Raw genomic sequence first — 26684 nt, 5'->3', positions numbered from 1 at the left:
TGAACAAACTGGACTAAGTCCGCGGCTGTGATGATCAGTAAGCAGACTGCTCATAAGCAGGACTCTGGATGGTGGATAGGAACCCAGTTGCTTTACCGTACTGCACTGGTAAAGTGTGCTAGTTGAGTCTAGAGATGTAGGTGGATTCGTTACTATAATCGACAGGCTGTATACTGGGGGAGTGAACGTCTTCTTATTCCCACTTTTTTATGTTAACATAATACAAGCTTATTATTGCGATGACACCTAAAGCTGTAAGGGATATTGGAAAAATATATAGGGGTCTTTGGGAATCGTGGTTGGTGGTGATATTGGAGAAAAGCAATGTTCTAGTAGTAGCTGACGTAGGATTGCCAAACGTCGTACTAACTGGGGGGGTCTTAAGGTCTACACGTTCTATCAAGGAGTACACCAAGCACTTCTATGTCAATCTAGTAATACAGCCTAGGTATAAGTTTACGAGCTATGAGCTACAGCTATTAAAGAATGATTTAGGAGTGCAAGATGTTAATCCAGTTGAAGCGAAATTGAAGTTCCTGAACGATAGTAGGCTTGCTTTTACATACATTGCCATCCCACCTAAAGTTTTAAGAATGTTGCTGAGAATTGATAAGTTAAAGGCAAGACCTAAAGCGATCGTTGTCTTAAACGAGCCAAGCAACTTCCTAAGTATAGGTAAGCTACTAAAGGAGGAGTTTAATGTCCCTTCTCTTGCAATGATTCAACTTCCACTCTTCTATAGCGACAAGAGGAGGAGGGAGGCCATCACAAATGCCTTTAGGCTCTGGTTCAATGAACTATATAGAGACAGTTATGTAGGTAAGTTTGTTAGGGAACTAAGGACAAGACTGGAGTTGCTGTTGGCACACTCTAGATTAACTAATGAACTTCTCAAAAGTTATGATGTGTTAATAGCAGTAAGTAAGGCTGTTTTTATTGAGATGGGTGGAAAACCATTAGACAGGTTCTACGTCATGGATCCGGGTGTCTCGCTTAATGAAGAGGATGAAAAGCTGATGTCGAAAATAAAGGAGAACTTTAGAGAAAAAGGTAACTACATGGTATTTGGTGGGCGCGTGGATGCCTTAAAAGGATTTGTAGAAGCATTGTATGCATTCAGAGAAATTAGTAGAAGGAATTCATTGCTAAAGCTCGTTATAACAGGGTATATTGGCAATAGGCTAAGAGTACGAGTGGAGAAGTTTGTGAGAAGGCTTGGACTTGAAGATAGAATTGTTCTAACCGGGAATATTCCTAGGGCCGAAAGATTTAGAATCGTGGCTAATGCTAATTTAATGCTCTATCCAAGTCATGTAGATTCATTCCCCTACTCCATATTGGAGTCACTCTATTTGGGCACGCCTGTGGTAGCATACAATATACCTGCACTGAAACTATACTATGGTGGATGTTCTGGAGTAAGGCTCGTAAAGGAAGGTGACATAGAGGCGTTAGTTGCTGAGGCTCTGAATACCATTAGCTCGAAAAGGGTAGAGGTCGAGCCGCCTAAATTAAGGAGTTGGAATGAAATTATGCAGGAAGAAACCAACTTAATAAAAAGGGTCATGCTCAAGAAATGATTTGTTTTTCTCTCACCCGTACCTTCAATGTAAAGAGCTCCCCAATAATTGGAAAAGTTGGGACAATGGGGACGATAAAGATCATTGAGGGACTCATTTGTCTATCCAAATTTGGGTATGAAACTTGTAGACTTCGATGGAGCGGAGACGCAGTGGAGTGTGTAAGCAATCGCAACGCGCAGCATGAAGCCTGGTACTACGTTGAGCTGCTGTTGCCCTTGAATATCGTAGTAGGTGGTAATGAATTCCATACTATCAGCCTATACCATAGTTCTCAGAGTTAGTAAAAGAGGTTTTTGTATGTTGAGGTATGCTCGAGATAAAATCGAATTTTGTGTATTTCATATACATTCATCCCTTTCCCTTCACCTATATTATCTGAGGCTCATTGAAGCATCCCAAACAATTTCTCTTGAACATCTTTCTATGAATTCACAAGCTCAGCACTTCCACTTGTTAGAGCGCGAAGTTTGACTCCGGCATTCACTTTTTTAATTTTTTCAGCGTCTCCATCGCATTTCTCCCACAGACTTTTCCATCCATATTCTAGTTTCTCTAGATAAATACCTTTAGAAATCTGCTTGTGTGAATGCCCCAGGCTTGACGGTGTTCTATAGAAACGGGTTCCTGTTTGTTTTAAATTCGTAAACGAATCTGTCTGTGATTCCCTAGGTATATCCACCATGACGCAGTCCTCCCACTTGAAGTTCCAACTGATCATCTGGTACTTCTTAGTTCTCCTCCTCTGTAGGGTTTCCTAGGTACATGGGGTACTTCTCTTAATATAGTCAGGTATTGCTATTTTATTAACACCTTGAAGCACCTCTGGTATAAGAACCGTTAAATCATCGGCCACGATGACCTCATCGCCCTCGCATCCCTGAGCTGTGTTACTGCAAATCCTATAATACTATCTTCACTTTTCTTCGCTGAAGAAGGAGCTTGATTTCCTCAAAACTGATGTTGCTACCCACTTCCAAGAGCTCGTCCCATTGGGTATTTTGTCGATCAACTCCAACTCTTAGGAGTATTAAGATTCTATCATACATGTAAGCTGAAAAATTTGAACTCCTTAGCCTTCTTTTGAAAAGCGATTTTACTGCACAACAGCAGTAACTTACAACGTTCGTATTTCTACAAAGACCGACATATCTTTACCCACTCCATCTGATTAGTGGATATATATGGTCTGGCTCGACTAAAGCTTCTATTTGCTTGACCTTCTTTTTCTGCTCAGGCTTGTGTGGGTTTGTTATCACTAGCTTTCCATCTACTCGTTTTTCCTTGATTTTTATGAAGTAAACCTGGTTTAACGCCGAATCTACATCCTTATATGCTTTATACGGCGATTCACCAACTAGCTTCCTGATGTATTGAAAGACCTTTTCTGTGACCCGCATCCAGGCACTAGAGGGTCTCTCTCAATTATTGTGTCATTCTGCTTGGTACTATTAACTGTCTGCAGGACTTGAAGTAGTGGAAAAGGGGCAAGTAGACTGTCATGAAGTCGCTTTCAACCAAAATCTGATTTTAACTGGAGATGTTGTTGGTAAAATTGTTTCGATATATGATATCAAGGGTCTTAGGAAGCTAAAGGGAAAAGACAGAGACATACCTGCCAAATGCTGATAAAGTTGAAGACCTTAAAGCGAACAAACGGATCCTCCGAAATTCATTACAACTTCCTTCTTCAGTTGTTCTTCAGCTATCATTTTATTGCTCTCATTCTCTATCAGGGCAGGTCTCCAGGCAACTTGGTCGTTTATGGTTTGGAGGAGTTGAGGAATTTTTCTACTTTTCAGAAAGGTTCCTGGTTGTCAAGTACAGGGTGGATTCAATATCGTTCCTTATTACAGGTGAGAAATACAATCATGACAGTAACGTTGCACTAAAATATTTTCATTGACCTCTAGAAACTGATCCATGGTTGTTTTTTCATGGCAGAGATCTTCTTTGTAAAGCTTGTTCTTTGGAGCCAGCTAAACCATAAGGCAGAAGCATGTGAATGGTTCTATCATCTTGTACAAATCCAAGAAGTTCAGCACATCGTGCCAAAGCTTCACAATCTATTCCTAAAGTTTTTTCCTAGTATCAGCAATATTACTTAAATCGTCTCATAACATATGAAAGCAGTCTGAAACAATTGCTTGCAAATCATCACAAACAGAGTGTGGAGCCGCCGGCGGGACTCGAACCCGCGACCACCAGCTTACAAGGCTGGCGCTGAGGGCCCATGAGGCCTACCCGCTGAGCTACGGCGGCTCACTTCTCCTTTTTTCTGAAAATGTCCCTTAAAAATTTCTCCTTTACTCCTCCTCATTCTCATCTAGGTTTACAATGATTACCTCTTTTCTGCTCTCCTCCTCTGCCTTACCCTTTATGCTCTTCTTCTTTCCGCCTGCCTCAACTTCGACCTCGCTTCCCCCGACCTTTATCTTTGAGATGACGCCCTTCCATTTATAACCGCAGTTTGGGCAGGTGAAGGATCCCATAAGTGTCACTGTTATCCTTCCCATCTCATCTGGTAATGGTGAGATGAGGTTCCAGGTTTTGTCTGGAGAGGATACCTCTGTTCCGCAGATTGGACAGACATTAGCTTTTTTCTGGGCCTTGGGCATGATGAATCAACTCATGGAAATGCTTAATGCACTAGAATATTATATTTGATCGTTATCCTATATTAAATTGGGAGCCCTCTGTGTAATTGAGCTCAATTTCCCTGGAGGTGTCTTGGAGCATGAACAGATGTGTAATCGATAAGGTAAGTGCTATCGAGATACTCGATTCAAGGGGAAATCCTACACTTAAGGTCTGCCTGCAGGCCTGTGGAAAGACAGCATGCGCCTCTGTCCCATCAGGAGCAAGCACTGGAAAGAATGAGGCCTTTGAGCTGAGAGATGGGGAGAGAAGGGTTAGGGGAAGGGGGGTGAGAAGGGCTGCAGCAAACATAACAGATGTTGTTGCCCAGGCAATTGTTGGGGAGGACATTGAAAACATTAGGAAAATTGATGATCTTCTCATTTCAATCGATGGAACGGAGAACAAGTCAAAGATTGGTGGGAATGCTATAATAGGAGTAAGCATGGCTGCAGCCAGGCTCCTCTCCTATGTGAAGGAAGTGCCTCTCTATGCTGTGCTCGGGGGAGCTCTGAGGAGGAGAATCCCAACTCCTCTTCTGAACATAATAAATGGGGGTAAGCATGCTGGAAATCCCCTCAGCTTTCAGGAGTTTCTATTGATACCCCATGGCTTCTCAAGGTTCTCCGATGCTCTCTGGGCATCTGTTGAGGTGTACTTTTCACTGAAGGATAGAGTAAAGGAGAAGTATGGAAGCATATTCACCTCGGTTGGGGATGAGGGGGGATTTGCTCCTCCAATAAGTGAGCCTGAAGATGCTCTGAAGCTGATCTCTGAATCAGTGCAGGCTGCTGGCTACAGGATGGAGGAGGACTTCTCCCTTGGTATTGATGCTGCTGCCTCAAGCTTCTTCAGCGAAGAGGAGAAGATGTACAGGGTAAGCGGGAAGAAAATAGATGCTGGAGAGCTGATGGAGATATATATTAAGCTAGTTGATTCCTATCCAGTTAAGCTGATTGAGGATCCCTTCGCAGAGGATGATTTCTCTATGTTCGCAGCCATAACTGAGGAGATGAGGAGGAGAAAGACAATAATTGTTGGAGATGATCTTCTAACTACTAATGTTAAGAGGCTTAGAATGGCTCTTGAGAGAAGGGCTGTGTCTGCAGTTCTAATAAAGCCGAACCAGGTTGGAACTGTAAGCGAGACCGTTGATTTTTCAGTTCTAGCTCTGGAGAGCGGTCTTAAGAGAGTAGTGAGCCACAGGAGCGGAGATACGGATGACTCCTTCATAGCCGATCTTTCCATAGCGATTGAGTCTGAGGGAATAAAGACGGGAGCGCCGGCAAGAGGAGAGAGGACAAGCAAGTACAACAGGCTGCTCGAAGTTGAGTGGGAGCTCGATGGAGAGGCAAGATATGCAGGGAGATCCCTGTTCATTTGATCTTGTGCTGATGATGATGGTTAAAAGCGATGAGCCGCTGGCGATGATATGAAAACCAGGCTGAAATGCTTCAAATATCTATATCTTTCTAATGCTGATTTTTTGCAGAATCCTGGACTCCTCCAGCTTCTCCATGATGCTCTCAACAAGCTCATCGGATTCTCCATTTCCAACAGCTATTCTTATGCTGTGATCAGCAAGGACCATGTTTGCCAGCATGGATGCATATATGAACGATAGAAGCTCCCTTTCCTCCTCATTCCCGTATATGTCCTCTATCAATGTTATGCCTACTCCTCTCTCTGCATATCCAATGAGAGCGTCAATGTGTGTATCGAGGAGCTTTCTTGGAATGACCAGTGTCCTCTTGGAGCGAATGTCCTCTTTCAGTGAGCTTATGCGGGATATTTCCTCATCCCTGAATGCTAACTTGACTTCTAGGAATGACTCTATCTCTTCAAGCGCCTCATATGGTGTTGCTGGGTATTCTCCTGCATTCGATATTCTTTCTTCATATTCTGGATAAATTAAAGAGGGGGAGACGTCGAGGATGCTCGCATCTAGTCCAGCCCTCTTGAACTCGCTGTCCATCTCCTCAATGAGAACGCCCTTTCCCCTCTTTATTATTCTTGAGGGATCTATCTCTCTGGGCCTTCCCCCATATGTTGGATCGCTCTGTGTGTATCTGAGGCCGCATGTTGGACTGAGGCCCAAGCCGAGGACTTTAACTTTGGTTATGCCGTTTCTCAGAAAATGATGGGAATACATCTGGGAAAGCCTCTGAGAGAGAAATCTGAAGGTGAAAGTATTGTACTGCTCCTTTACATGCCACCATCTCCTCATGCCAACAACAGATGCTTCGAGACAGGGGTATTGATGCTTTTCACCATAATAGCGCTTCAGCGCTCTCAATACTGGAACAATTCCTCCTTCCCAGACAGCAATCCCAGGTGCCCTTGTGTTCATGTTCAGAATGCAGTGTCCTAGAATTATGGCCTCCTTTTCATCCTCCCCCTTCGCTGGAGAATGTATGGACTGAGATGTGCTCATCATTTCAATCATCGAAAAAATATTTGGTTAAAAATATATAAATTTATCCAAAAAATGTAAAAATTTTGTTTGATGCTCCCTTTTTACTGCATGTATGTTGTTTTACTTGTTGGTATTGGCAGATGGAGGGGCTGGAAGGTTCAAAGAGCCTCCAGTTGGCAGCTCTGGGAACTGCTCCTTCATTCTCTGCTCCGCGATTGCAGATGCTTCCTCCATTACCTTCTTGGCTTCCTCTGAGACGTAGATGTTGCTCATCTGTATTCCGGTGAACTCTCCTAGCTCTGTGACTGTGGACTGCAGTATCTCGTCTACTTCTCCTAGCTCGAATGCCACTTCGGGCATTATTCCCATCAGGTTCTGCTTTACTTCCTTTACCACGCCAACGACTGGGCCCATTGCGGAAACGAGATCTCCAACATCTCTAACAGTCTCAAGCCTCAGCCCTATTCTCTCAAGAGCAAATATTGAGCTGAGTATTGTCTTAGCTACCTTTCTCACTTCAGCAACTTCGGAGGCGTACATAGCTGCTCTGTCCATGTCCTTCTTTACTTGTGCATCCACTACCTTTTCGAAGAGTGAATTGGATCTCTCCTGAAGCTTATTCAGAGTGTACTCAAGTCTGTTCTTCTGAACCTTTATTTTGAACAGGGCCATTGTGATCCTGTATCTAACAGGTGGGGGAGGAGCAATCCTTGCCTTCACCTTATCAAATATGTTTTCCGATTCCTGTGGACTCCACTTCTTGCCGAACTTATCAATTGCTGACATTTTTTGGTCCCTGATAGGAAATATGGTCTTCACTAGGTTTAAAAGAGGTGGAACAAAGGATGACCTCGAGTTCATGAGATCTTTTTAAAATCAGAGCCTAGACGAGCAGCTTTCCAGATTCACAACTGTATAAGGCAGCTTGCCTTTCCTGAGAAAGTCAATGGACCATTCAATAACCATCTTACTTGTGCCGTTTAGAGCCTCATATGTGAAACCAGCGACATGGGGAGTGAGAACTGTGTTCCTTAGCTGGGAAAGCGGGTGATCTTTTCCAATTGGCTCCTCCTCAAAGACGTCGAGAGCTGCATATATTTCTTCCTTTTTGAGCCTCTCTATGAGGGCCCTTTCATCTATGACTTGGCCTCTGGAGACATTGACCAGCAGTGCCCCTCTTTTCATGCTGTTTATTTCCCTCTCTCCAATTATCCTTCTCGTCTGCTCTGTGAGGGCAATGGAAACTATGATGACATCGGATGTTTTGAAAAGATCTTCAAGGCCTGCATATGTTATTCCCAGCGCATGCTCTATCTCAGGCTTCCTCCTTCTGTCCCAGTAGACCACTCTGCTTCCCAAGCTGGAGAATATTCTGGCAGCCTCTGAACCTATTCTTCCCAGCCCGACCACTCCTACCTGGAGTGCTTTTATGCTTCTCCCAGTGAGAGATGACTGTATTCCCCTAACCCATTTCCCCTCTCTAATTATGGAGTCTCCAACAGTTATTTTTCTCAAGGCAGCCATGGTTAGTGCAAGAGAGTGCTCAGCAACAGCCACAGCTATCTCGTCTGGAGCATTGGCTACGCATACACCTCTGGATGATGCTGCCCTTATGTCAACTTTATCCAATCCAGATCCATGAACAATTATCAGCTTGAGCTTGGGAGATTGAAGGATTTCCTTCTCACCAAAGGGCTGCCCAGGAAAGACTATTGCTACTACTGCATCCCTGCTTTCCCTCTCGAACCAGGATTCAAAAGGTTCAGAGCCAGAGTAAATTGAAAAGGACTCACCGCTTCTCTCAAGAATCTCCTTGAATTCCTCATTCAGCTTGAATGTCACAAGGACCCTTGCCAACAAAAGCACCTCAAGGCATTGTTGTTCTATTTTTTTAAAAAAGTTTTCCGTTGATTGCTTTTTTCCCTGAAAAATAGAAAATGATTCTTTTTTAGTAATGCTATGAAAGCATGTGCTGCTGAGAATCTAGGATGCTTTTAAGAAAAAGGTTATGCTGTAATTTTCCTCCTCAGCTCATTGCACTTCAATGCATTGAGATCTCTCAAGGGATGGAGCTCAGATAAACTTCAAGTAGGAGCTTGGGGGTTGAGGAGGAGGACCAGAGCCCCGCATCCTTGGCCGCTAGACTACCCGGCTTCGTATATTTTTCTGCTCAAAAGGTCATTTAAGCTTTTCTGCATCCGAATTTCTTGGCCTATATTTCCAGGCAAGGAATATATTGAGGGCAATAGCAGCAATGGAGAGGAATACTATGATGAGCTCAAGCGGCCCAATTATCTGCATTCCAAAATTGGACAGCACGTCCTTAAGTATGTTTGCCTGTACAGCAATTGCTATAGCTGAGGCGAGAATCCCTATTGCTCCTTTGAGCTTTCTCAAGGATTCCTCACCAATCGCTCTTCCCTCCAGATTAAGCCTGTACAGGGATCTCATTGAGAAGAAGAAAATTATCAGTACAGCAACAATACCTGCACTCCTCAGAAGAGATGCTATTAATATGGCGTTTTTGCCGAGGCTGCCTGGCTCTATTCTCTGGAGCACAGCCTGCAGAGCATCTATTGAGTAAGTTATAGCAAGCAGAGAGGCGAAGAAATAGGAGGTTATGGTGAATATTCGAAGTGCTGAATCAACACTGAGATAGTACAGCTTCGAGATGTGGGCCATCTTCTCAAGAAGGGGTCCTGGAACAGCTCTGATAGCCAAAGATGATAGAGCTTCCGTTCTGCTGAGTATCTGAGATTGAAGGAGAAGCGATGATATTACTGCTGTAATTGAAATTCCTGTGAGGGATGGAGAAATTATTCCTTTCGTGCCAAGCATTTCAGTGAAAATGATTCCATTCTCGCTCAGGGTTGAGAGTATAAATGAAATTTTCACTGAGCTCTCCAGAGGCACTCCTCCCATCATTTCTCCCACAGATAGTGCCACAGATCTTATTACAAAGGACATGATGCCGAAAGCTATTCCAGCACCTATCATGAACATCCAGCTCTCCATGGATAGAATGCTGACCAACTCTGAGCCTATGGAGGAGAAATAGAAAAGAAGCCCAAGCTCCCACAGCCCCTCAGTCATTTCCCCTATTCCCTGCTTTCCTATTGAGGCATTGAAGGATAGACCTGCTATGAATGCTCCGAAGAAGGAGGGGAGCCCCATCGCATCCGATATTGTTGAGAATAGGAGAGCCATCAACAGAGCTAGGAGAAACTTGTTGGTTGGATTGCCTAGGAATGAGCTTCCTTGAAGCCTTCTAAGCGCTCTCGTGCTGAGAAAGTAGAGAAAGAGGGCAGAGCCGGAGAGCTTAATCAAGGAGAGAACCACATCTTGAAGCGTGAGAGGAGAGGAGCCAACTGTCAAAATCATGGAGAAGAGGAAGAACTGAATCATGTCCTCCAGCGATGTTTGGAATGCAGCTATTGGTATGAGGCTCTCAAATTCTCTTTTCGACAGGAGAGCAACAATGGATGCAGTAGAGCAGTTTGTTAGAAGGAGGAATAGAACGAGCTTTTCGAGCTCGGAGGAGAAGAGAAGAAAAGAGAGGAAGCTCGCGCTGATCCAATAGACAGTTAGAGCGACGAGCTCTGCTGAGAGAACCCTGGTAAAATTCTGCTTCATCTCTGAAATCTTGAACATTGAGCCTACTTCGAAGAAAAAGAGGATCAGCCCTATTTGCTTGAGCGGCTCTGTGTACTGAAGGTCTATCGATATTTTTCCAAATTGATTCAATGCATAGACGACTATTCCTCCGAATAGGTAGCCGATTACCCTATTTATCCCAATTCTCTGAAAGAGGGAAGCAAATATCCCGGTGAATGTCAGCAAAACTATGAGGGATAGCATTGGATCCATTGCTTTTTTCCCTAAATTAAAAGAAAAGCATTCGATTTAAATGCTTTTATACAGCAGCTTTTTTCCTCAGCATATAGGGAAATAGTAATAACCGAGTTATGATAATAATTATTTGATAATGGAAATGAGATGTCTGAAATGCTTCCCCATGAGTTAGTCAGCAAGCATGTAGCTCCAGAAGTCAGGGGGCTTATTGCAAAAAATCTTGTTGAAAAGGGGGTTGGGCAATTCAGAACAGCAAAGCTCATGGGCCTATCCCAGCCAATGATAAACAAGCTGCTGAGCAAGCCAGAGGAGGATTACTATGAAGATCTGGAGAATATTGGCTTGAAGAAAGAGGATGTCAGGAGAATAGTCGAGCTGGCATCCAGCAAGCTGTATGAGGGGAAAAGGGATGAGTACCTCAGCATGATGAGCTCCTATTTCAATTTTATTTTGAGAACAGGGCAGCTCTGCAGTTTTCATAAGAGGATCTCTCGGGATGTTCCAGCAAGCTGCGACATATGCATGAAAATATTCCTAGTTGAAAGTGATCCAATTGTGGAAGAGATAAAGGCTGCGTTCGAGCTGCTTAGATCTGTTCCAAACGCTTCGGATATAATTCCTGAAGTCGGCTCGAATATAGTGGCAGCTAGCTTCTCAGCAACAGCTGTGGAGGAAGTTGTGGGATATTCGGGAAAGCTCGTCAATGCTGGTGGAAGGGTTGAGGCCCTTGGGGAACCTGTGAGGGGAGGGAGCAGACATACAGGAAGCATACTTCTGCTTGCAAAAAGAAAATTTCCATCGGTCTCAGCAGCATTCGTAGCAAAATACAGCAGAGAATGCATTGAAGCTATGAAAAGGGAAAATTATGCTGTTTTTGAAGTAGGGCCGCACTCTGATCTCATTTCGCTTCTCAAGGATTTCGAAAGTGCTCTGAATAGGATGGGCACCCCACCCGATGCTATAGCTGACCTGGGAGGATATGGGATTGAGCCAGTTCTGTACATATTCTCCAGCTCAGCAGTTGATGCTGTGAGGAAGGCCCTCATCTGCCTATCATCGAGATGATTTTCCCTATCATGCTTTCTGTTGAAGCATAAATATAATATTATAAAAGCAAAAGGAAGAGATTGGGCTTCAAAGGAAGCTCTCATGAATTTTTATTCTGGTGGCAAAAGTGAAAGCTTTTCCCAATGAAGCAGAGGAAAAAATAGAGTTTCTAATTTCAAGGAGGAGCGTGAGGAGGTTCACTCAGGAGAATATAGATGATGAGCTGATAGAGAAAATACTCTATGCAGCAAGATATGCACCGAGCGCGAGGAATTCGCAGCCATGGATATTCATAGTTGTGAGGGAGAAGTCTCTGAAGGAAGAGCTCTCCCGAATTCATCCCTATGCATATCCATTGAGGGAAGCCCCTCTTGGAATAGCAGTAGCATGCGATAAAAGGCTGTCTCCAACCTCGTATATGCTTGATTGTGCAAACGCCACAATTTACTTGATGCTTGCTGCTCATGCCTATGGTATAGGGACCGTTTGGATACAGGCTCTTAGGGATATTGAGAAGATCTCAGAGCTGCTATCTCTGCCTCCTGATATCATCCCAATTGCGATAGTTGCAATGGGTTATCCTGCTGAAACTCCAAAACCCAGGCCTAGAAAGAGCCTGGATGAATTGGTATTTCTCAACAGATATGGAGAGAGGATGGGAGGAGAGAATAAAAAAGTGTAGCAAAAATTATAAGGGAGTAGTTTTATTATTCACTGCGAGCGGCGGTCGTCTAGCCTGGACTAGGACGTCGGCCTTCCAAGCCGGTGATCCCGGGTTCAAATCCCGGCCGCCGCACCTAAAGAAATGAGGAAATATTTTGAGAAATCATATTAACTTGGGGAAAAATATGAAAAAGGAATATAGTGCACATATTTCTAGAAGGTGAATTTTGCAAATGAGTGAGGGCAGCGAGAGAAAGGAGCTTGTTCTCAGAGTTGCTGAGGCTAAACAGAAGGATGTTGGCAGGGGAAAAGTGAGAATAGATCTTGGACTGCTTAAGTCGATTGGGGTGGAGCCTGGAGACATTGTGGAAATCGAGGGGAAGAGAAAGACTGCAGCAGTTGCCTGGCCAAACTACACTGAGGATCAAGGCATGGATATAATAAGGATGGATGGCCTTGTCAGAAAGAACGCTGGAGTTGGTATAGGAGACAAGGTAATAGTCAGAAAGGCAAATCCAAAGCCTGCTCAATCCGTGAAGCTTGCTCCGAGCAGCTTCAATATTCAGATAGAGGAGAGCTTTGTCAGCTATGTGAAGAGGAGGCTGGTTGATTATCCACTTGTTGAGGAGGATACGATTCTGATTCCCGTCCTGGGGCAGGCAATTCCATTCACTGTTGTTCAGACAAAGCCGCTTGGTGTCGTGATAGTTACTGCTGAAACAGATGTGAAGGTGCTTGATAAGCCGATCGAGCCTGGGAGAATGCCCAGAGTTACCTATGAGGATATTGGAGGGCTCAAGAACGTAATACAGAGGGTAAGAGAGCTGATAGAGCTTCCTCTCAAGTATCCTGAGGTGTTCAAGAGGCTGGGAATAGATCCACCTAAGGGTGTCCTCCTATATGGTCCACCGGGCACCGGAAAGACCCTGCTTGCAAAGGCAGTTGCCAACGAAACGCAGTCCTACTTCATTTCAATAAACGGTCCTGAGATAATGAGCAAGTTCTATGGAGAGAGCGAGCAGAGGCTTAGGGAGATTTTTGAGGAGGCAAAGAAGCATGCACCAACAATAATATTCATAGACGAGATCGATGCTATAGCTCCAAAGAGAGATGAGGTTGTTGGGGAGGTTGAGAGGAGGGTTGTTGCCCAGCTCCTTGCGCTCATGGATGGTCTGGAGGCAAGAGGAGATGTTGTAGTAATAGCAGCTACAAATAGGCCAAATGCAGTTGATCCTGCTCTCAGAAGGCCGGGAAGATTTGACAGAGAAATAGAGATTCCTCTGCCTGACAGGCAGGGAAGGCTGGAGATACTTCAAATACATACAAGGAATATGCCGCTCGAGTCCAGCGATCCCAGAGAGAAGGTTGATCTCGAGAAGCTCGCTGACATAACCCATGGCTACACTGGAGCTGACCTTGCAGCTCTGGCCAGAGAAGCAGCAATGCATGCCCTCAGGAGATACATGCCGCAGATAGATTTCAGCAGTGAGAAGATTCCGGAAGAAGTTCTCAACAGCATGGTAGTGAAGATGAGCGACTTCATGGAAGCCTTCAAGGAGATAGTGCCGAGCGGATTCAGAGAGATATATGTTGAAGTGCCAAACGTGAGATGGAGCGATATAGGAGGGCTGGAGGAAGCGAAGCAGCAGCTTAGGGAGGCAGTTGAGTGGCCCCTCAAGTATCCGGAGTCATTCAGGAGGCTGGGAATCAGGCCGCCGAAGGGGATCCTCCTGTTCGGTCCTCCTGGAACTGGGAAGACAATGCTTGCCAAGGCAGCAGCAACTGAGAGTGAGGCCAACTTCATAGCAGTTAGAGGTCCAGAAATATTGAGCAAGTGGGTTGGAGAGAGCGAGAAGGCAATAAGGGAGATATTCAGGAGGGCAAGGCAGTACTCTCCAGTCATTGTCTTCTTCGATGAACTTGATGCCCTCACGCCAATAAGAGGGGTGTCTTCTGATGCCTATGTAACGGAGAGGGTAGTGAGTCAGCTGCTAACTGAGCTTGATGGAATAGAAAGCCTGGACAACGTTATAGTGCTAGCAGCTACTAATAGACCTGACATAGTGGATCCAGCTCTGATAAGGCCAGGAAGAATAGAGAAGCTGATATACATTCCTCCGCCAAATAAGGATGAGAGAATAGAGATATTCCGCATACATACGAAGAACATGCCCCTTGCAAAGGACGTCGATCTAGTCAAGCTTGCCGAGATAACGGAAGGATATACGGGGGCTGACATAGAGGCTTTGGTGAGGGAGGCAGGGCTCAGGGCGCTTAGAGAGGACATATATACGAAGGAAATTACAATGAGGCACTTCGAGGATGCTCTGCAGGTAGTGAAGCCGTCCATAAACAAGCAGATGGTGGAGTTCTACATAAAGTGGTTCGAGCAGTCGAGGCAGAACATAAGGAGGAGGGCAGTAGAGACGGCGCCTTACACGTAGAAAAGAGCTTTTAAAGAATGGGGGGATGAAGGAGTTGAGAACGACCTGGAGAAACCTCCCAGTTCAGGAAATCATATATAGAATGCTCAACCTGAAGGGAGGATCGATCATAGACAGGGAGCTTTACGAGGCCGTGAGCGCTGCTACAGAGCTCAGCTATCCAGAATTTCTGAAGGTTCTCATGAAGCTCGAGCTCAATGGTCTCATCAGGGTATCCTCAATAAAGGAGGATCAGCTATTGGTGGAGCTCATAAGGGATAGAGCTGAGCAGAATTGGGAGTAGAGCTGAGAGAGCTTATACCGGAAAGCGCAAAAAGGGAAGTAGAGCTCACTGAGCTCAGAGACAGGACAATTGCAATAGATGCATACAACATGCTCTACCAGTTTCTAACAGCCATAAGACAGCCAGATGGCACTCCGCTAATGGATAGCAGGGGAAGAGTTACAAGCCACCTGAGCGGTCTTTTCTACAGAACAATAAATCTAATTGAGGCTGGCATTAAGCCAGTCTATGTTTTTGATGGAAAGCCTCCAAGCTTGAAGGAAAAAGAGCTTCAGAGCAGGAAGAGGAGGAAGGAGGAGGCTGAGGAAAAGTACAGGGAAGCTATAAGAGAGAGCAGAATTGAGGAGGCAAGGATATATGCCCAAATGGCAACCAGGCTAACAGATGAGATGGTAGAGGATGGGAAGAGGCTCCTCAGAGCCATGGGCATTCCCATAATTCAGGCACCAGCAGAGGGGGAAGCACAGGCTGCATACATAGCAAGTAGGGGGGATGCGTGGTCAGCTGGAAGCCAGGACTACGACAGCCTTCTTTTCGGCTCGCCGAGGCTCGTTAGGAATCTCGGCATAACTGGGAAGAGAAAGCTCCCTAGGAAGGATGCCTATGTAGAGATAAAGCCAGAGGTAATTGAGGCATCAGTGCTGTACAGGGAGCTCGGCATAGACAGGAAGAAGCTGATAGTAATAGGAATAATGCTCGGTACAGACTACAATCCAGATGGAATAAAGGGCGTTGGAGTGAAGACGGCTCTGAAGATAGTCAAGAGCTATGAAACTGCAGAGGAGGCTCTGAACAGCCTTCCTCCGAGCGGAGATGTGGACTACAGAAAAATATATGATTATTTTCTATCTCCTGAGGTAACAAAGGAGTATGCTATTGAATGGAGAGAGCCAAAGGAGGAGGAAATAAAGAGGATATTGATAGAGGAGCACGATTTCAGCCCGGATAGGGTTAGCTCAGCAATTGAGAGACTCACGAAGGCAAAGTCAGCATCCAGGTCTAAGCAGAAGGGGCTTGATGCCTGGTTCAAATAGACATGCTACTCGCTGAAGCCCTCTTTTCCTATTAGAGGGACAAACACGCAGGGTTCCTTTACGTTCACTTTGATGCTTTCTCCAGTCTTTTCCACAACATGAAGCCTCTGAACGTATCTGTGCCCAACTGGGATTACCATTCTCCCCCCATCCTTAAGCTGCTCAATCAATGGCCTAGGAATTTTTGGGGCAGCAGCGCTTACTAGGATGCCATCGTATGGAGCCTCCTTCTCATATCCAAGGCTTCCATCTCCAACTATGACTGTGATTCTATCCTCGTAGCCTGATGATGCTATATTCTTTCTTGCCTGCTCAGCAAGCATCTCCAATCTCTCAATAGTGAAGACGTGACCCCACTTTTCCCTCCTCTCATCGCTTGGTGCAACAATTTCAGCCAAGATTGCTGCCTGATATCCGCTGCCCGTTCCAATTTCAAGAACACGCCATCCGGCTTCAGCATTGAGCTCCTCGGTCATTATTGCAACCATGTGGGGTGCGCTGATTGTCTGTCCAAGGCCTATTGGAAGGGGCTCATCGAAGTATGCATACTCCCTGTACTCTGGAGGGACGAACTTCTCCCTAGGAACTCTTAGAAAGGCTCTCTCGACCTTCTCTGATTTCAGAATTCCCTCTGCCCTAAGCCTCTCTACCAAGCTTTTCCTCCTTTCATAGAAAGATATCAACTGTGTTCCCATTAAGTTATTTTATTTCAAATAATAAAAAATCTGGGGGTTAGATTGGGAAACTGCAGAATTGTTCCTCTTGACATAATTAGGGCTCGCGGACACAGGAACGTCAGGGCAACTCATAGAACCACGATAGAAGTCACGAGAGATGATTTTCTGACAGAGAGGGGAGACTGCATAATAGGCATAATGTCAAGTGCTGGCCTGTCTGGGCTGAGAGATGGGGCAAAGGAATTCATAAGGAAAGGAAAAGAGATTGTTGTTCTGTTCATGGCTGGTGGTGCTGTTGATTCTGTTCACTGCAGGGGGGATGAGAGGCTTCCCCTATCGAGCGAGAGGAAGATGATAATAAGGAGAAGCTCTTACATTGATGAGTCGACTCTGTGCATAGAGGCAGACAAGTCCGCATCCAGCTTGAGCAGAGAGCTGATATCAAAGCTCTCGAGCGGTGAGGAGCTCCTCGTTATTCTGCTTGGTCTTGATGAGGGCCAACAACCCTCAGATCCAGTCTGAATATGCTCTTGGATGGTGAGTACTCCAGCACCTCTACGGCATTTTCAAGAGCTACTTTATTTCCCAAGAAGCTGATCAGCTCAGAGCTATTGAAATCCTTCTGCTGAAGGGTGTAGAGATGTATGATCCCCCCTCTTTTTGCCGCTCTGATTGCTGGCTCAAGATAGAGAATGGAATTCGTTGGGCTGTTCATAATTATTCTATCAAAGGATATTTTTCCCTCGATTTCCTGAATTAGATTCAGAGCGTCCATGGCTGTAGCATATATTGATCCCTTCAGCTTCTTCTTGTTCAGAAGAACTGATTTGAGGAGGAGAGAAATGGCTTCCTTGTTCCAATCGTTGGCAAAGATAAATGCTCTTTTCAAGCTGGCTATGTGCAGTGAGAAGCCCCCAATGCCGGAAAATAGATCCAGAATTATTTCATCATCACTGCAGCTCATTGCTATCCTTCTGTGCTCTTCAGTGAGCCTTGGATTGTAGTAGGCCCTTCCAATATCAACGGCAAATCTCAGCCCATATTCCTTAGCTATGGTTTCTGTTCTTCTCTCTCCATGCAAGTGGATGAGCTTTGCTATTCTAAACTCTCCCTCTGTGGACTGCTTTGCGAAAACAGCCTTTATGTATGGTGATTCTTCAGAAATGCATTTTGCGAGCTCTCTCGCATTTTCAATTTCTTCCTCGCTGGAGATGTTCACTATAGCTATGTCTCCCACCACGAGAAAAGATCTTCTATCGATTTCCCTGCATTTTCCGCTCTCGCGCAACGAATCATCTCCCCATTTGAGCAGGCTGCGAAATTTTTTTTATTAGCTCGAGAATTAAACATTGTGTTATCTGGAGCTGTAGGTTGATATGTCGCAGGCAAAGAAGGATCTCAGAATAAGGGGGGGAATTTCAGCACCTGGGTCACCACAGAAGCAGGAAGGAAAGAGCGAAATTGACGAGTACATTGAGAAGGCAAGAGAAAGGCTGTCCCAAATTCCTGCTAAGATAATGGTAATGAGCGGAAAGGGTGGCGTTGGAAAAACGTTCATTGCTGTATCGCTCGCCCAGTACCTTCGAAGAATTGGGTTCAGAGTTGCCCTCTATGATGCTGATGAGACAGGAGCATCTGTTCCCTTTTTCCTTGGTGAGAGAAAGGCAGAGATATATATGGATGAGGAAACAGGGGAGCTGATTCCCTATCTCACCGATGAAGGGATTCAGATAATGAGCGTTGAGCCCCTTTTAACTGATAAGTCCACTCCTCTGATCTGGCAGGGCTCGCTGAGGACAAAATTCATTTTGCAGACTTTGGCACTTACTAGGTGGGATGATCCGCATATAATGATCATAGACCTTCCTCCAGGAACAGGAGATGAATCAATAACTGTTGCCCAATATGTTCCACCTCCAAGGCACTCAATCATAGTTACAATACCTGGAAAGCTTTCAGAGGGGATAGTGAGAAAGGCAGTGAACTTCTCCAGAAAGCTCGATATACCAATTCTTGGCATTGTGGAAAACATGAGCTACTATGTTTGCTCTAACGGAGAAAAAATTGAGATTTTGGGAAAAAGCTCAGCAGAAGCCATAGCGAGAGACTATGGCTTGGAGATCCTAGCTAGAATCCCTCTAAATGAGGCAGTGAGAAGGGCACATGACGAGGGATCCCCGATTTACGAGATTGGTAATGGAACAGCAGTTCATGAGGAGCTTGAAAAGCTAGCAAAAAATGTTGCTGTCAAGGTAGGTCTTTCGAATTCCCAAATTTAGTGGAGAAATTCGTCTAGGAGGAAAATGCTATCCTTGCTGATCTTATTGCCATTGATTTTTACGCCTTCAAGGGCAAGGAGCTTCTTTTTCATGTTAGCACCGAGAGAGTAGCCTCCTATGTCTCCGCTGGATTTCACAACTCTGTGGCATGGCACAATTATTGGAGATCTATTTTTTGAAAGCAATTTGCCTACAGCTCTTGGAGAGGTCCCCAGCAGCCTTGCCAGTGAGGCGTAAGTTGTCACCTTTCCGGGGGGAATAATCTGAAGAAAAATGCTGAGAATTTCCATTCTATCTACTCCTTTTTTCATATGCAGGAGCCTCTTTTTCAGGAAGTTCTGAAATACATGGATTTTTATTCTTTGAAATGGCTCTATAAAAAATAGAAGTTTTTTATCTTCATTTGCTCATTATGGAAAGTGATGAAAATTGATGGAGCTGAAGCTCTTCATTAGAATATATGAAGCTCAGAAAATGATGGCTGTTTCTAGCAGCATTTCTGAGCTGCTTTCAAAAAGAGCCAGCATAGGCGGAGCAATTGTAGGAATTAGCCAGAAGGGGTGCCTCATTATCTCTCAGCCATCATTCAGGAAGCCGCTATCTCCTGGATCTGGCGAAATGGGTTTTGTATTGAAAATTGTGTGCAAGGAAATTGAGGACTCATTTGATTTTCTCAGTCAGCTCTCGGAAAAGCTAAGTCACCATGAAGCAACTATTGAACTGCTATAGAAAAGTAAAATAAGGGAGTTGTTGAGCTAAAAAATAGGGGCCCGTAGCCCAGCCAGGATAGGGCGCCAGCCTCCTAAGCTGGTGGTCCGGGGTTCAAATCCCCGCGGGCCCGCCTAAATTACTAGTATCTAATGACTTATGAATGCCATTTCGTTGTTATGAAAAGAAGTTCATGAAACGTTTTAGATTTGATTGAAAGTTAACGATGTCCGGGTGTCTAAACCTAAGTAAGATCTAGTCAGGATAGAAAGATGCTATCTTCTGCCCACTATAAAACTGACCTTACCTTTGCCCTAAAAGACAAACCTTTTTTCATAAATGAGTATTCACATGAGAAATTTTTATCTGGATGAATATGCCTAATATAAAGTGTATGCCATAACTCGGTATTGTTTCTGGTATGTGTTTTTTAGTTCCAAAAAAGATCATCAAACTCAATTAACCGATTTTAAGGAGGATGGTTCAAAAAATCCTAATATTTCTACGAGGAATAGATTTAGTTCGCTTCTATTATAAACGGCATTAAGCTCCCACACGAACACGATCTTAATTAGCAATGAAGCCGTGTGAATTCCGTCATAGTAGCCAACATAAATAACCCATAATTCTTCATAGACAAAGAAAAGTCAAAATGACCAAAAAATTGCACGAAGAAGCCAAATCTGAAGAAGATCACAACAATGGACTACAAATCCAAGACACTGCCTTCTGCTCAGACTATTCCCTTCTAATGCTATTTTTGATAAGCCTTGAAAGTTCTGAGGAGATTGAGAGGGCTACTAAGGAGTTTTTCCAAAGTTTGTGCTATAATAGCTTTTAAGGATTTTTAGCTGAATTCATCACCTGGCAAGCGAATTATCTCGAGCTATGTCTAATATTATTTTTTTGAAAGTTTTCCCATAATCTGTCAGTATGCATTATCCCTTTATTTGAAAAATAGAATTTGATATCTTCAGAGAAAAGAAGCTTTTATTAAGTTCAACTAATAGACTCTAGGAAAGGATAATAGTATGTTTTATCGAGAGCTTTTTTTGTTGTATTTTGTTCTTTCTCGGGATTAGGTTATGTTTGAGGATAAGTGGAAAATTCCAATTATAACGTTACTTTTAATAAACATACTTGAATATCCTGCTCCTTTTTTCATCAAGTCATTTTTAGCGAAAATTGAAGTAGCTTAGTTTTAAACTCAAAGATCTATTAACTCACTGTGTTGCTGATAAGCTATCAAATTGTTAATTATTAATAAGTATTTCATCATCTTTCTCTTTACAGTTCTAAGCTTTTCTGTAGCTTTTTCGTTTCTAAAGTTTTAAGGAGAATCATTTTTGTTAGAAGTTTTCCCTTTATAGTTTGCCCTTCCTGCCACTTAAGAACTTGGATATTTTGATATGTCTTTACTTATTGATTTGCCGACTACGTGTCATCAACTATATTTTAAGGTTTATATATAATGTCCTGGATCATATTATTGGGATGTGATGCTGGTTGATAGTTAAAGATAATGATAATAAGATAGACAGGCGCTTTATTGAGTCTTTTAATTTTCCCTTCAGTGTTATTAGTGAGGCTTCTGCTGTTGAGAAAGGCCCTGGGAGACCTCCTCATTGGGAAATGGTCTTTTGGTGGACTCGAAAACCTTTGATTTCTGCTAGGGCTATTACTGCAGGTAGCTTATTGCCTGAGAAGACAAATGTTAACGAATTTTTACATAATATCGGCATTAGGCGTAAGGAGAAGCAGGCTAATGGACGTATAAAATTTGAAGAAACGCCTCATAGGGTTAAGCCTCGTTACCGTTTTGAGGGCGTTAAGCTATTGGATCCTTTTGCGGGTTTTGGCTCCATTCCGCTTGAGGGTTTAAGGTTAGGTTTAAATGTTACTGCCACGGACCTTTTGCCTGTGGCTTATATTTTTTTGAAGACTGTTTTGGAATATCCTAACAATTATGGCGAAAGACTTGTGCGTGATGTAGAGAAGTGGGGCAAGTGGATTATTGAGCGTCTTAAAGAGGATCCACTTATTCAGGAGTTGTATGATAAAGAGACAGCTGTCTACATTGGTTCTTGGGAAATTAAGTGCCCGCATTGTGGGCGTTGGACTCCACTTGTTGGGAACTGGTGGCTTGCAAGGGTCAAGAGCAATAATGGCTATGAAAGGCTTGCTTGGATGGAGCCAGTTATAGAAGGTGATAATGTTAGGATTAGAGTCGTTGATTTGAATAGGGAGTTAGGGAATAGGGCTGTTAAAAGCGCAAAGGTTTCTGGTTTAAGAATTCAAACCAATGGCAGAGAGTTTTATGTTCCAGAAAGCAACATTGAAGCACGACGTGAAAAGGCCGTGTGCTTATTCTGCCATCAACCAATAATGAAAGTGGATCTGCAGAATGGAAGGCACTATACTGAAACAAAGAGTTTACCTAAAGAGGTTAGGGAGAGACTTGAGAGCTACGTGAAATATGCTATAAAAACATATAACCAAAGCATGGAAGGGGGGAGCACAGAAGTTTTAGCGAGACAGAGACTGCTTGTAAAAGTTAAAATGAAGAATGGTAATCTGGAGTTCGAGCCATGTACAGAAAAAGACCAGGAAAAACTTGAATTGGCAAGAAGTGAAGTGAAGAAATTGCTACAAGAAGGCGACCCAGACGTACCAAGAGAAGCATTACCTGTCTACGAAGCAAGAAGCATGTGGGTTATTTTTTATGGTTTTGACAAGTGGTATAAGCTGTTTAATCCGCGTCAGCTTCTAACGCTTACTAAACTCGTTAAGCTAATACGCGAAGCCGGTAGAAGAGTAGAGGAGGAGAAGCTGGAGCAGGGCTGGGACAAACAGAAAGCATACAAATACGCAGAAGCAGTAACAACATACCTAGCAGCATCTCTCATCAAATTTGTAGATTTTAATTCGGTTTCGACTGCTTGGAATCCAGGATTTGAAATAGTACAACATACGCTCGCTGTTAGAGGTATTGCCATGCAATGGAATTTTTCCGAGCTTTCACCTTGGACAAATACTACCGGCTCTTATAGCGCGAATCTAAGCACTATTGTGAAAAGTATCCAATACCTTTTCAACGCTATTTCTGGTAGTCCTAGTCATGTTGAAGTTGTGTTGGATGATGCCACAGTACTCGGCAAGCTTGGGGACGAAAAGTTCGACTTGATTGTTTCCGATCCGCCTTATTATGATGATGTTCCTTATGCTGAGCTTAGTGATTTCTATTATGTTTGGCTTAAGAGGGCTTTGAGCGATGTTGAGAACGGCAGGCTTGTTCCCCGCTTCCTGCCAGAAGCCTTCTTTGAGAAAGTTGGTGATGGTTGGGTTGAGGTTTCGACACAGTGGGAGAAGTATGCCCTAAGTGAGGTCAGCCTTAACCCGCCTAGACTTGGCGCAGATGCCAAGAAAGAAGATGGTGTTAAGCATTTCCAGAACCTCCTCAACTCTTCATTTATTACTATGGCTTCTAGGCTTGAGGATAACGGTTTGCTAGTTACATACTATGCCCACACAGATCCAGACGCTTGGAAAGCTCTTCTAGAGGCAGGATGGGAAGCTACGGGTCTAATGGTTACAAATGCTTTTCCAATAACAACTGAGTCAGCCCAAAGTGTAGTCAAAAGAGAAAAGCTATCCATGGATACAAGTATAGTTGTTGTTTGGAGGAAGGGCTGTCAAGGTTCAATCGAAGCCTCAGAGCTTTACAACCAAATGGTTGAAGAATCAGCAAAAAGGGCAAGAGAGTTAATGGACCTCGGCGTAACTGGTAGAGATCTTGTTATTGGGACCCTCGCCGCTTCTTTAGCCGCAGCCACAAAATACCGCGAAATAAAGGCCATGGGGAAATTAGACATCAAAACACTTGTTGACAATTATGTTTACCCAGCAACTTATCTAGGCTTGGCAACAGCCCTAGCAAAAAAGGCTGAGCTAAACGAGGGGGTGAAAAATCCTGACGCTATGTTCTACTTACTAATAAAATCAATATTGCCAGGAGCAAAGAATAAGATCCTTGAAAGCACAGACCTGAGGTTGTTTTCCATAGGCACATCCTTAGACCTCAACACCGCAATAAAAACATGGAAGATATTGAAAGGAAAAGAAGAAACTGGGGCAAAAGTGGCAAAATCCAAAACATACACTCTAATTGAGCCTCCATCTACGGAACGCTCGAGCCTAGCCGAAATCCTAGAAATTAGGGGAATAAACCCAGAAAAACCGGAAATAAGATGCACAATAGACGCACTTCACATGTTAGAATATTATGTAGCAACATTCTCAAGAGAAGAGTTCAAGCGCAAATTAGAACAATTAAAAAATGATTACCCCACATATGTAGAAGAAGCTCTAACATTAGCCAAAATCTTGGTAAAAACCCTTTCAAAAGAAGACCCGGAATATAGCTTATGTAATCGCATGATTGACTACTTGTCACCCAGAGATAAAACTCTATTCCCATAAAAAGTGAATAGAAATGGGAATATTAAACTACATTAAAAACGGCTTAATGGAAGTATGGGATGATATAAACGATGTAAGACTAGACGATAAAGCAGCTCCCGACTTAGGCGATCTGCTCAAAGGCAAAGAAGAACCAATATATGCAAATCCAAAGGAATTCTTCGCAAGAACATACTTAACAGAAAACATGAAAAAACTGATAGAAGATATAGCTGAAGACCTCCAAGATGAAAAAGGTGGAAGCATATACCTTCTAACTTCATTATTTGGCGGAGGAAAAACTCACACACAAATAACTCTATACCACGCCTTTAACAACCCAGATACATTAAAAGAAATTAACCCACAATTGGCTGCAAAAATAGCCGAAGCTGGCAAACCAACAATAATAGTCATGGATGGAAGCAGGGCAGACCTAATTCCCCACCCAAAAGAACCTTACAAAGCTGAAGACTTCACCATAAAAACGATATGGGGTATGCTAGCCTACAAGCTCGGCGCCTACAGCAAAGTTAAACATCTCGACAACGAAGATGCTCCAGCTCCAGACGTAACTCTTCTAAAAAGCATACTAGCTGAAACAAAAGAGCCAATTCTGATTTTAATGGACGAAATACTTCATTATATATTAAACGTGGACAAATCCAAAGGCCTTAAAGACTACGGAAGTAAAGTTCTTTTATTTCTAGATTACCTCTCCAGAGCCATAGAAGATACACCAAAAACAGTGTTAGTTGTTTCCATACAGGCTGAATACAGAAAGAGAGGAGAACAGGAAGAACTTATAGAAGAAGATATGTTCAAGGACTATGCAAAAAAAGTCCTAGGAAGCCTAGAAAGAAAATCAACAAAAAGAGTCGTTCCAGTTTCACCAGATGATGTAGCAAAGGTCCTTCAAAAAAGGATATTCAAAAAGATCCCGAAAGAGGAGGCATCGAAAGCAAAAGACGAACTCCACAGAAAATACCGTGAACATCCAGAACTGTTCGGTGTAGAATCAGACTGGCAATATTCCACAGAAACTGGACAAAAATCCTCAGCCATGGACACATACCCCTTTCACCCAAAATATATAGAAGTCCTGCAGGAATTTGTAACAAGAAACCGAGACCTCCAAAAAACAAGAGACGCCATAAGAATAACAAGAAAAGTTATTCGAAAATTCCTGCGCATTAAAAAAGAAGCAAGTTTCATTATGCCATGGCATATAGACCTAAAAGACAACGACATAAGAAATATAGTACTAACAGAAAGATACAGAGAATTCAGAGATGTTGTTTCAAGAGACATAGTCACAGAAGAAGGACACCTAGGCTCAGTATCAGAGTGCTCAAAGAGTGAACTAGCATACAAGATCGCAACGGCAATTTTCCTAAAATCCTATACTTACGAAACCTTCAAAGAACCCTTAAAAGTTTTTCCAGATACAAAGGAAGTTGCCCTAATGGTTTTTGATCCAGAAACATTCGCAACTGAAAAATGGACACCATTAGACATAAAAGACATGCTGGAGGAAATGGCAAGCAAACTGCCCCACTTCACAACAGAAAATGGACGCTATTGGTTCACACCATACCCATCCGTAATAGAATATGTAGAGAGAAAAGCCGAAGAGAAACTACATGAGCCAAAACTTGAACTTTACGGAACTTTAACAGAATACGCAAAAGAATTACTCACCAAAAAAGGAAAAAAAGGAGAAGAAGAACAGGGCGAAGTCTTCGAAGAGAAAAATACCACGGTAATAGGCTATGGAGATTTCCTCCAAGAAATCAAAATAGATGACAATCCATCTCCCAAATTAGTAGTCCTTGTTAAACCAGAAATACACGAAGATGAAGTAAGAAACATAATACTAATGAAAGGCAAAGAAGGTAGAAGAACTTACAGAAATACAGTAGTTGTAGTATGTCCACACAAACAAGCTGACTTTAATACACTTTTATCCTTCGCAGCAAAGATAAAATCTGCAAAAGAAGTCATGGATAGCCTGACAGAATACTATACAGATAAGGACATAAGGAACTTACAAGAGAAAAAGTTGAAAGACTATAAGCAAGACAACGAAAGGCTGCTAAGCGAGCATCTTCTCTCAGCATTAACTAGAATCGCATACCCAACAAAAGAGGGCGGGAAAGACGGAATAAAATGGATCACAACATCTCCGGCTTCAGCAATAATACCACAGGTAGAAACCGGATTGAAGAATCCTGCTACAGGCCCAAAACTAAGAACGGACATAAGCTTCAGGGACCTAGCTGAATTCCTAAAAATGAACCAAAACTGGGATCTAATCGAAGGAACAAACAGATACACGTTCAGAAGCATAATAGACACATTTTACACAGTAACATCTGCCCCACTCACCACACGCAATGCTATTGAACAATCAATAAAAAGAGGAATAGAAAACTTCGATATTGGAATTTGGATGGATGGAAAACTATACTGGAAACAAATAGACCCCCATAACGGTGCGGAAATTCCCCCCAAAATCAAAGACGATGCAGAAATTCTTCCATACAAAATAGCTGCAACAATTCTAAAAGACGATTTAATAAAAGAAAGCAGGATCGAAAAAATAG

Annotated in this window: 23 protein-coding genes and 3 tRNA genes; 15 read left to right on the top strand and 11 right to left on the bottom strand. The window is 43.3% G+C overall.

The window, feature by feature from the left end:
• Nucleotides 1-311 precede the first annotated feature (311 nt).
• The gene (locus QXR92_04165; protein ID MEM0319196.1) at nt 312-1580 is read left to right on the top strand and encodes a glycosyltransferase family 4 protein; all 1269 of its coding nucleotides are present in this window, start codon (nt 312-314) and stop codon (nt 1578-1580) included.
• Between the two features lie 424 nt (nt 1581-2004).
• Here the strand turns inward: QXR92_04165 and QXR92_04160 are convergent, their stop codons facing one another.
• Together QXR92_04160 and QXR92_04155 are read right to left on the bottom strand one after the other, a co-directional pair.
• Nucleotides 2005-2301, bottom strand: a complete 297-nt coding sequence (locus tag QXR92_04160) for a hypothetical protein (GenBank protein ID MEM0319195.1) — start codon at nt 2299-2301, stop codon at nt 2005-2007.
• Between the two features lie 433 nt (nt 2302-2734).
• Nucleotides 2735-2980 carry a hypothetical protein gene (locus QXR92_04155; GenBank protein ID MEM0319194.1) on the bottom strand — a complete coding sequence of 82 codons (246 nt, stop codon included), beginning with the start codon at nt 2978-2980 and terminating at the stop codon, nt 2735-2737.
• A gap of 76 nt (nt 2981-3056) precedes the next feature.
• On the opposite strand from QXR92_04155, the gene QXR92_04150 reads away from it, so the two are divergent.
• Nucleotides 3057-3209: a hypothetical protein gene (locus tag QXR92_04150; protein ID MEM0319193.1), complete on the top strand. Its 153-nt coding sequence runs from the start codon at nt 3057-3059 to the stop codon at nt 3207-3209.
• A gap of 542 nt (nt 3210-3751) precedes the next feature.
• Here QXR92_04150 and QXR92_04145 read toward each other — a convergent pair.
• Both QXR92_04145 and QXR92_04140 read right to left on the bottom strand, forming a co-directional pair.
• Nucleotides 3752-3842 (bottom strand) — tRNA-Thr (locus tag QXR92_04145).
• A 44-nt stretch (nt 3843-3886) separates the two neighbouring features.
• Nucleotides 3887-4198, bottom strand: coding sequence for a chromatin protein Cren7 (locus QXR92_04140; GenBank protein MEM0319192.1), 312 nt, complete (start codon nt 4196-4198; stop codon nt 3887-3889).
• 119 nt (nt 4199-4317) lie between these two features.
• Here QXR92_04140 and eno point away from each other — a divergent pair, with 119 nt between their 5' ends.
• The gene (gene eno / locus QXR92_04135; GenBank protein ID MEM0319191.1) at nt 4318-5601 is read left to right on the top strand and encodes a phosphopyruvate hydratase; all 1284 of its coding nucleotides are present in this window, start codon (nt 4318-4320) and stop codon (nt 5599-5601) included.
• Between the two features lie 78 nt (nt 5602-5679).
• Here the strand turns inward: eno and QXR92_04130 are convergent, their stop codons facing one another.
• The 4 genes from QXR92_04130 to QXR92_04115 all read right to left on the bottom strand — a co-directional run bounded on the left by QXR92_04130 (nt 5680) and on the right by QXR92_04115 (nt 10500).
• On the bottom strand, nt 5680-6651 hold the full coding sequence (locus QXR92_04130; protein ID MEM0319190.1) for a hypothetical protein: 972 nt from the start codon (nt 6649-6651) through the stop codon (nt 5680-5682).
• A gap of 102 nt (nt 6652-6753) precedes the next feature.
• Nucleotides 6754-7419: a Snf7 family protein gene (locus QXR92_04125; protein ID MEM0319189.1), complete on the bottom strand. Its 666-nt coding sequence runs from the start codon at nt 7417-7419 to the stop codon at nt 6754-6756.
• A gap of 90 nt (nt 7420-7509) precedes the next feature.
• Nucleotides 7510-8490, bottom strand: coding sequence for a 2-hydroxyacid dehydrogenase (locus QXR92_04120; GenBank protein MEM0319188.1), 981 nt, complete (start codon nt 8488-8490; stop codon nt 7510-7512).
• Between the two features lie 321 nt (nt 8491-8811).
• Nucleotides 8812-10500 carry a cation:proton antiporter gene (locus tag QXR92_04115; protein ID MEM0319187.1) on the bottom strand — a complete coding sequence of 563 codons (1689 nt, stop codon included), beginning with the start codon at nt 10498-10500 and terminating at the stop codon, nt 8812-8814.
• Nucleotides 10501-10638: 138 nt separating this feature from the next.
• On the opposite strand from QXR92_04115, the gene QXR92_04110 reads away from it, so the two are divergent.
• From QXR92_04110 to fen, 6 genes are all read left to right on the top strand, one after another.
• The gene (locus QXR92_04110; GenBank protein ID MEM0319186.1) at nt 10639-11550 is read left to right on the top strand and encodes a thiamine-phosphate synthase family protein; all 912 of its coding nucleotides are present in this window, start codon (nt 10639-10641) and stop codon (nt 11548-11550) included.
• Nucleotides 11551-11659: 109 nt separating this feature from the next.
• Complete coding sequence (locus tag QXR92_04105; protein ID MEM0319185.1) at nt 11660-12214, top strand: nitroreductase family protein; 555 nt, start codon at nt 11660-11662, stop codon at nt 12212-12214.
• A 38-nt stretch (nt 12215-12252) separates the two neighbouring features.
• Nucleotides 12253-12328 (top strand) — tRNA-Gly (locus QXR92_04100).
• A gap of 100 nt (nt 12329-12428) precedes the next feature.
• Nucleotides 12429-14639 (top strand): CDC48 family AAA ATPase, encoded by a 2211-nt coding sequence (locus QXR92_04095; GenBank protein ID MEM0319184.1) that lies wholly within the window; start codon nt 12429-12431, stop codon nt 14637-14639.
• A 25-nt stretch (nt 14640-14664) separates the two neighbouring features.
• Nucleotides 14665-14922: a hypothetical protein gene (locus tag QXR92_04090; protein ID MEM0319183.1), complete on the top strand. Its 258-nt coding sequence runs from the start codon at nt 14665-14667 to the stop codon at nt 14920-14922.
• Nucleotides 14913-15956, top strand: a complete 1044-nt coding sequence (gene fen / locus QXR92_04085; GenBank protein ID MEM0319182.1) for a flap endonuclease-1 — start codon at nt 14913-14915, stop codon at nt 15954-15956. Before QXR92_04090 ends, fen begins: the two co-directional genes overlap by 10 nt.
• 5 nt (nt 15957-15961) lie before the next feature.
• Here fen and QXR92_04080 read toward each other — a convergent pair whose 3' ends face one another.
• On the bottom strand, nt 15962-16651 hold the full coding sequence (locus QXR92_04080) for a protein-L-isoaspartate(D-aspartate) O-methyltransferase (GenBank protein ID MEM0319181.1): 690 nt from the start codon (nt 16649-16651) through the stop codon (nt 15962-15964).
• A gap of 42 nt (nt 16652-16693) precedes the next feature.
• Between QXR92_04080 and QXR92_04075 the strand changes: the two genes are divergently transcribed.
• Complete coding sequence (locus QXR92_04075) at nt 16694-17155, top strand: DUF371 domain-containing protein (protein MEM0319180.1); 462 nt, start codon at nt 16694-16696, stop codon at nt 17153-17155.
• Here QXR92_04075 and QXR92_04070 read toward each other — a convergent pair.
• Nucleotides 17106-17921: a hypothetical protein gene (locus QXR92_04070; protein ID MEM0319179.1), complete on the bottom strand. Its 816-nt coding sequence runs from the start codon at nt 17919-17921 to the stop codon at nt 17106-17108. The two genes, QXR92_04075 and QXR92_04070, sit on opposite strands and share 50 nt — an antisense overlap.
• Before the next feature lie 88 nt (nt 17922-18009).
• On the opposite strand from QXR92_04070, the gene QXR92_04065 reads away from it, so the two are divergent.
• Nucleotides 18010-18912, top strand: coding sequence for a P-loop NTPase (locus QXR92_04065; GenBank protein ID MEM0319178.1), 903 nt, complete (start codon nt 18010-18012; stop codon nt 18910-18912).
• Here QXR92_04065 and QXR92_04060 read toward each other — a convergent pair.
• On the bottom strand, nt 18909-19223 hold the full coding sequence (locus tag QXR92_04060; GenBank protein MEM0319177.1) for an MGMT family protein: 315 nt from the start codon (nt 19221-19223) through the stop codon (nt 18909-18911). The genes QXR92_04065 and QXR92_04060 overlap by 4 nt on opposite strands.
• Before the next feature lie 121 nt (nt 19224-19344).
• Here QXR92_04060 and QXR92_04055 point away from each other — a divergent pair, with 121 nt between their 5' ends.
• The 4 genes from QXR92_04055 to QXR92_04040 all read left to right on the top strand — a co-directional run.
• Entirely contained in the window at nt 19345-19641 is a 297-nt protein-coding gene (locus QXR92_04055) for a hypothetical protein (protein MEM0319176.1), read from the top strand.
• Nucleotides 19642-19678: 37 nt separating this feature from the next.
• A tRNA-Arg gene (locus QXR92_04050) sits at nt 19679-19753 on the top strand.
• A gap of 1373 nt (nt 19754-21126) precedes the next feature.
• Nucleotides 21127-24099 (top strand): DUF1156 domain-containing protein, encoded by a 2973-nt coding sequence (locus tag QXR92_04045; protein ID MEM0319175.1) that lies wholly within the window; start codon nt 21127-21129, stop codon nt 24097-24099.
• Between the two features lie 13 nt (nt 24100-24112).
• Nucleotides 24113-26684, top strand: a 2572-nt coding sequence (locus QXR92_04040; protein ID MEM0319174.1) for a DUF499 domain-containing protein, incomplete at its 3' end; no start/stop codon positions are given.

The sequence above is a fragment of the Fervidicoccaceae archaeon genome (assembly GCA_038734945.1).
GTDB lineage: Archaea > Thermoproteota > Thermoprotei_A > Sulfolobales > Fervidicoccaceae > ARK-14.
This window is presented reverse-complemented; position numbering and strand designations above follow the sequence as displayed.

Bases quoted from the DNA above. Each gene is read 5' to 3' on its own strand.
- QXR92_04125 (MEM0319189.1), bottom strand. From the start codon at position 7,419: ATGTCAGCAATTGATAAGTTCGGCAAGAAGTGGAGTCCACAGGAATCG.
- QXR92_04115 (MEM0319187.1), bottom strand. From the start codon at position 10,500: ATGGATCCAATGCTATCCCTCATAGTTTTGCTGACATTCACCGGGATA.
- QXR92_04155 (MEM0319194.1), bottom strand. From the start codon at position 2,980: ATGCGGGTCACAGAAAAGGTCTTTCAATACATCAGGAAGCTAGTTGGT.
- QXR92_04060 (MEM0319177.1), bottom strand. From the start codon at position 19,223: ATGAAAAAAGGAGTAGATAGAATGGAAATTCTCAGCATTTTTCTTCAG.
- QXR92_04090 (MEM0319183.1), top strand. From the start codon at position 14,665: ATGAAGGAGTTGAGAACGACCTGGAGAAACCTCCCAGTTCAGGAAATC.
- QXR92_04080 (MEM0319181.1), bottom strand. From the start codon at position 16,651: ATGGGAACACAGTTGATATCTTTCTATGAAAGGAGGAAAAGCTTGGTA.
- QXR92_04055 (MEM0319176.1), top strand. From the start codon at position 19,345: ATGGAGCTGAAGCTCTTCATTAGAATATATGAAGCTCAGAAAATGATG.
- QXR92_04110 (MEM0319186.1), top strand. From the start codon at position 10,639: ATGCTTCCCCATGAGTTAGTCAGCAAGCATGTAGCTCCAGAAGTCAGG.
- QXR92_04130 (MEM0319190.1), bottom strand. From the start codon at position 6,651: ATGAGCACATCTCAGTCCATACATTCTCCAGCGAAGGGGGAGGATGAA.
- QXR92_04160 (MEM0319195.1), bottom strand. From the start codon at position 2,301: ATGATCAGTTGGAACTTCAAGTGGGAGGACTGCGTCATGGTGGATATA.
- eno (MEM0319191.1), top strand. From the start codon at position 4,318: ATGAACAGATGTGTAATCGATAAGGTAAGTGCTATCGAGATACTCGAT.
- QXR92_04065 (MEM0319178.1), top strand. From the start codon at position 18,010: ATGTCGCAGGCAAAGAAGGATCTCAGAATAAGGGGGGGAATTTCAGCA.
- QXR92_04140 (MEM0319192.1), bottom strand. From the start codon at position 4,198: ATGCCCAAGGCCCAGAAAAAAGCTAATGTCTGTCCAATCTGCGGAACA.
- QXR92_04095 (MEM0319184.1), top strand. From the start codon at position 12,429: ATGAGTGAGGGCAGCGAGAGAAAGGAGCTTGTTCTCAGAGTTGCTGAG.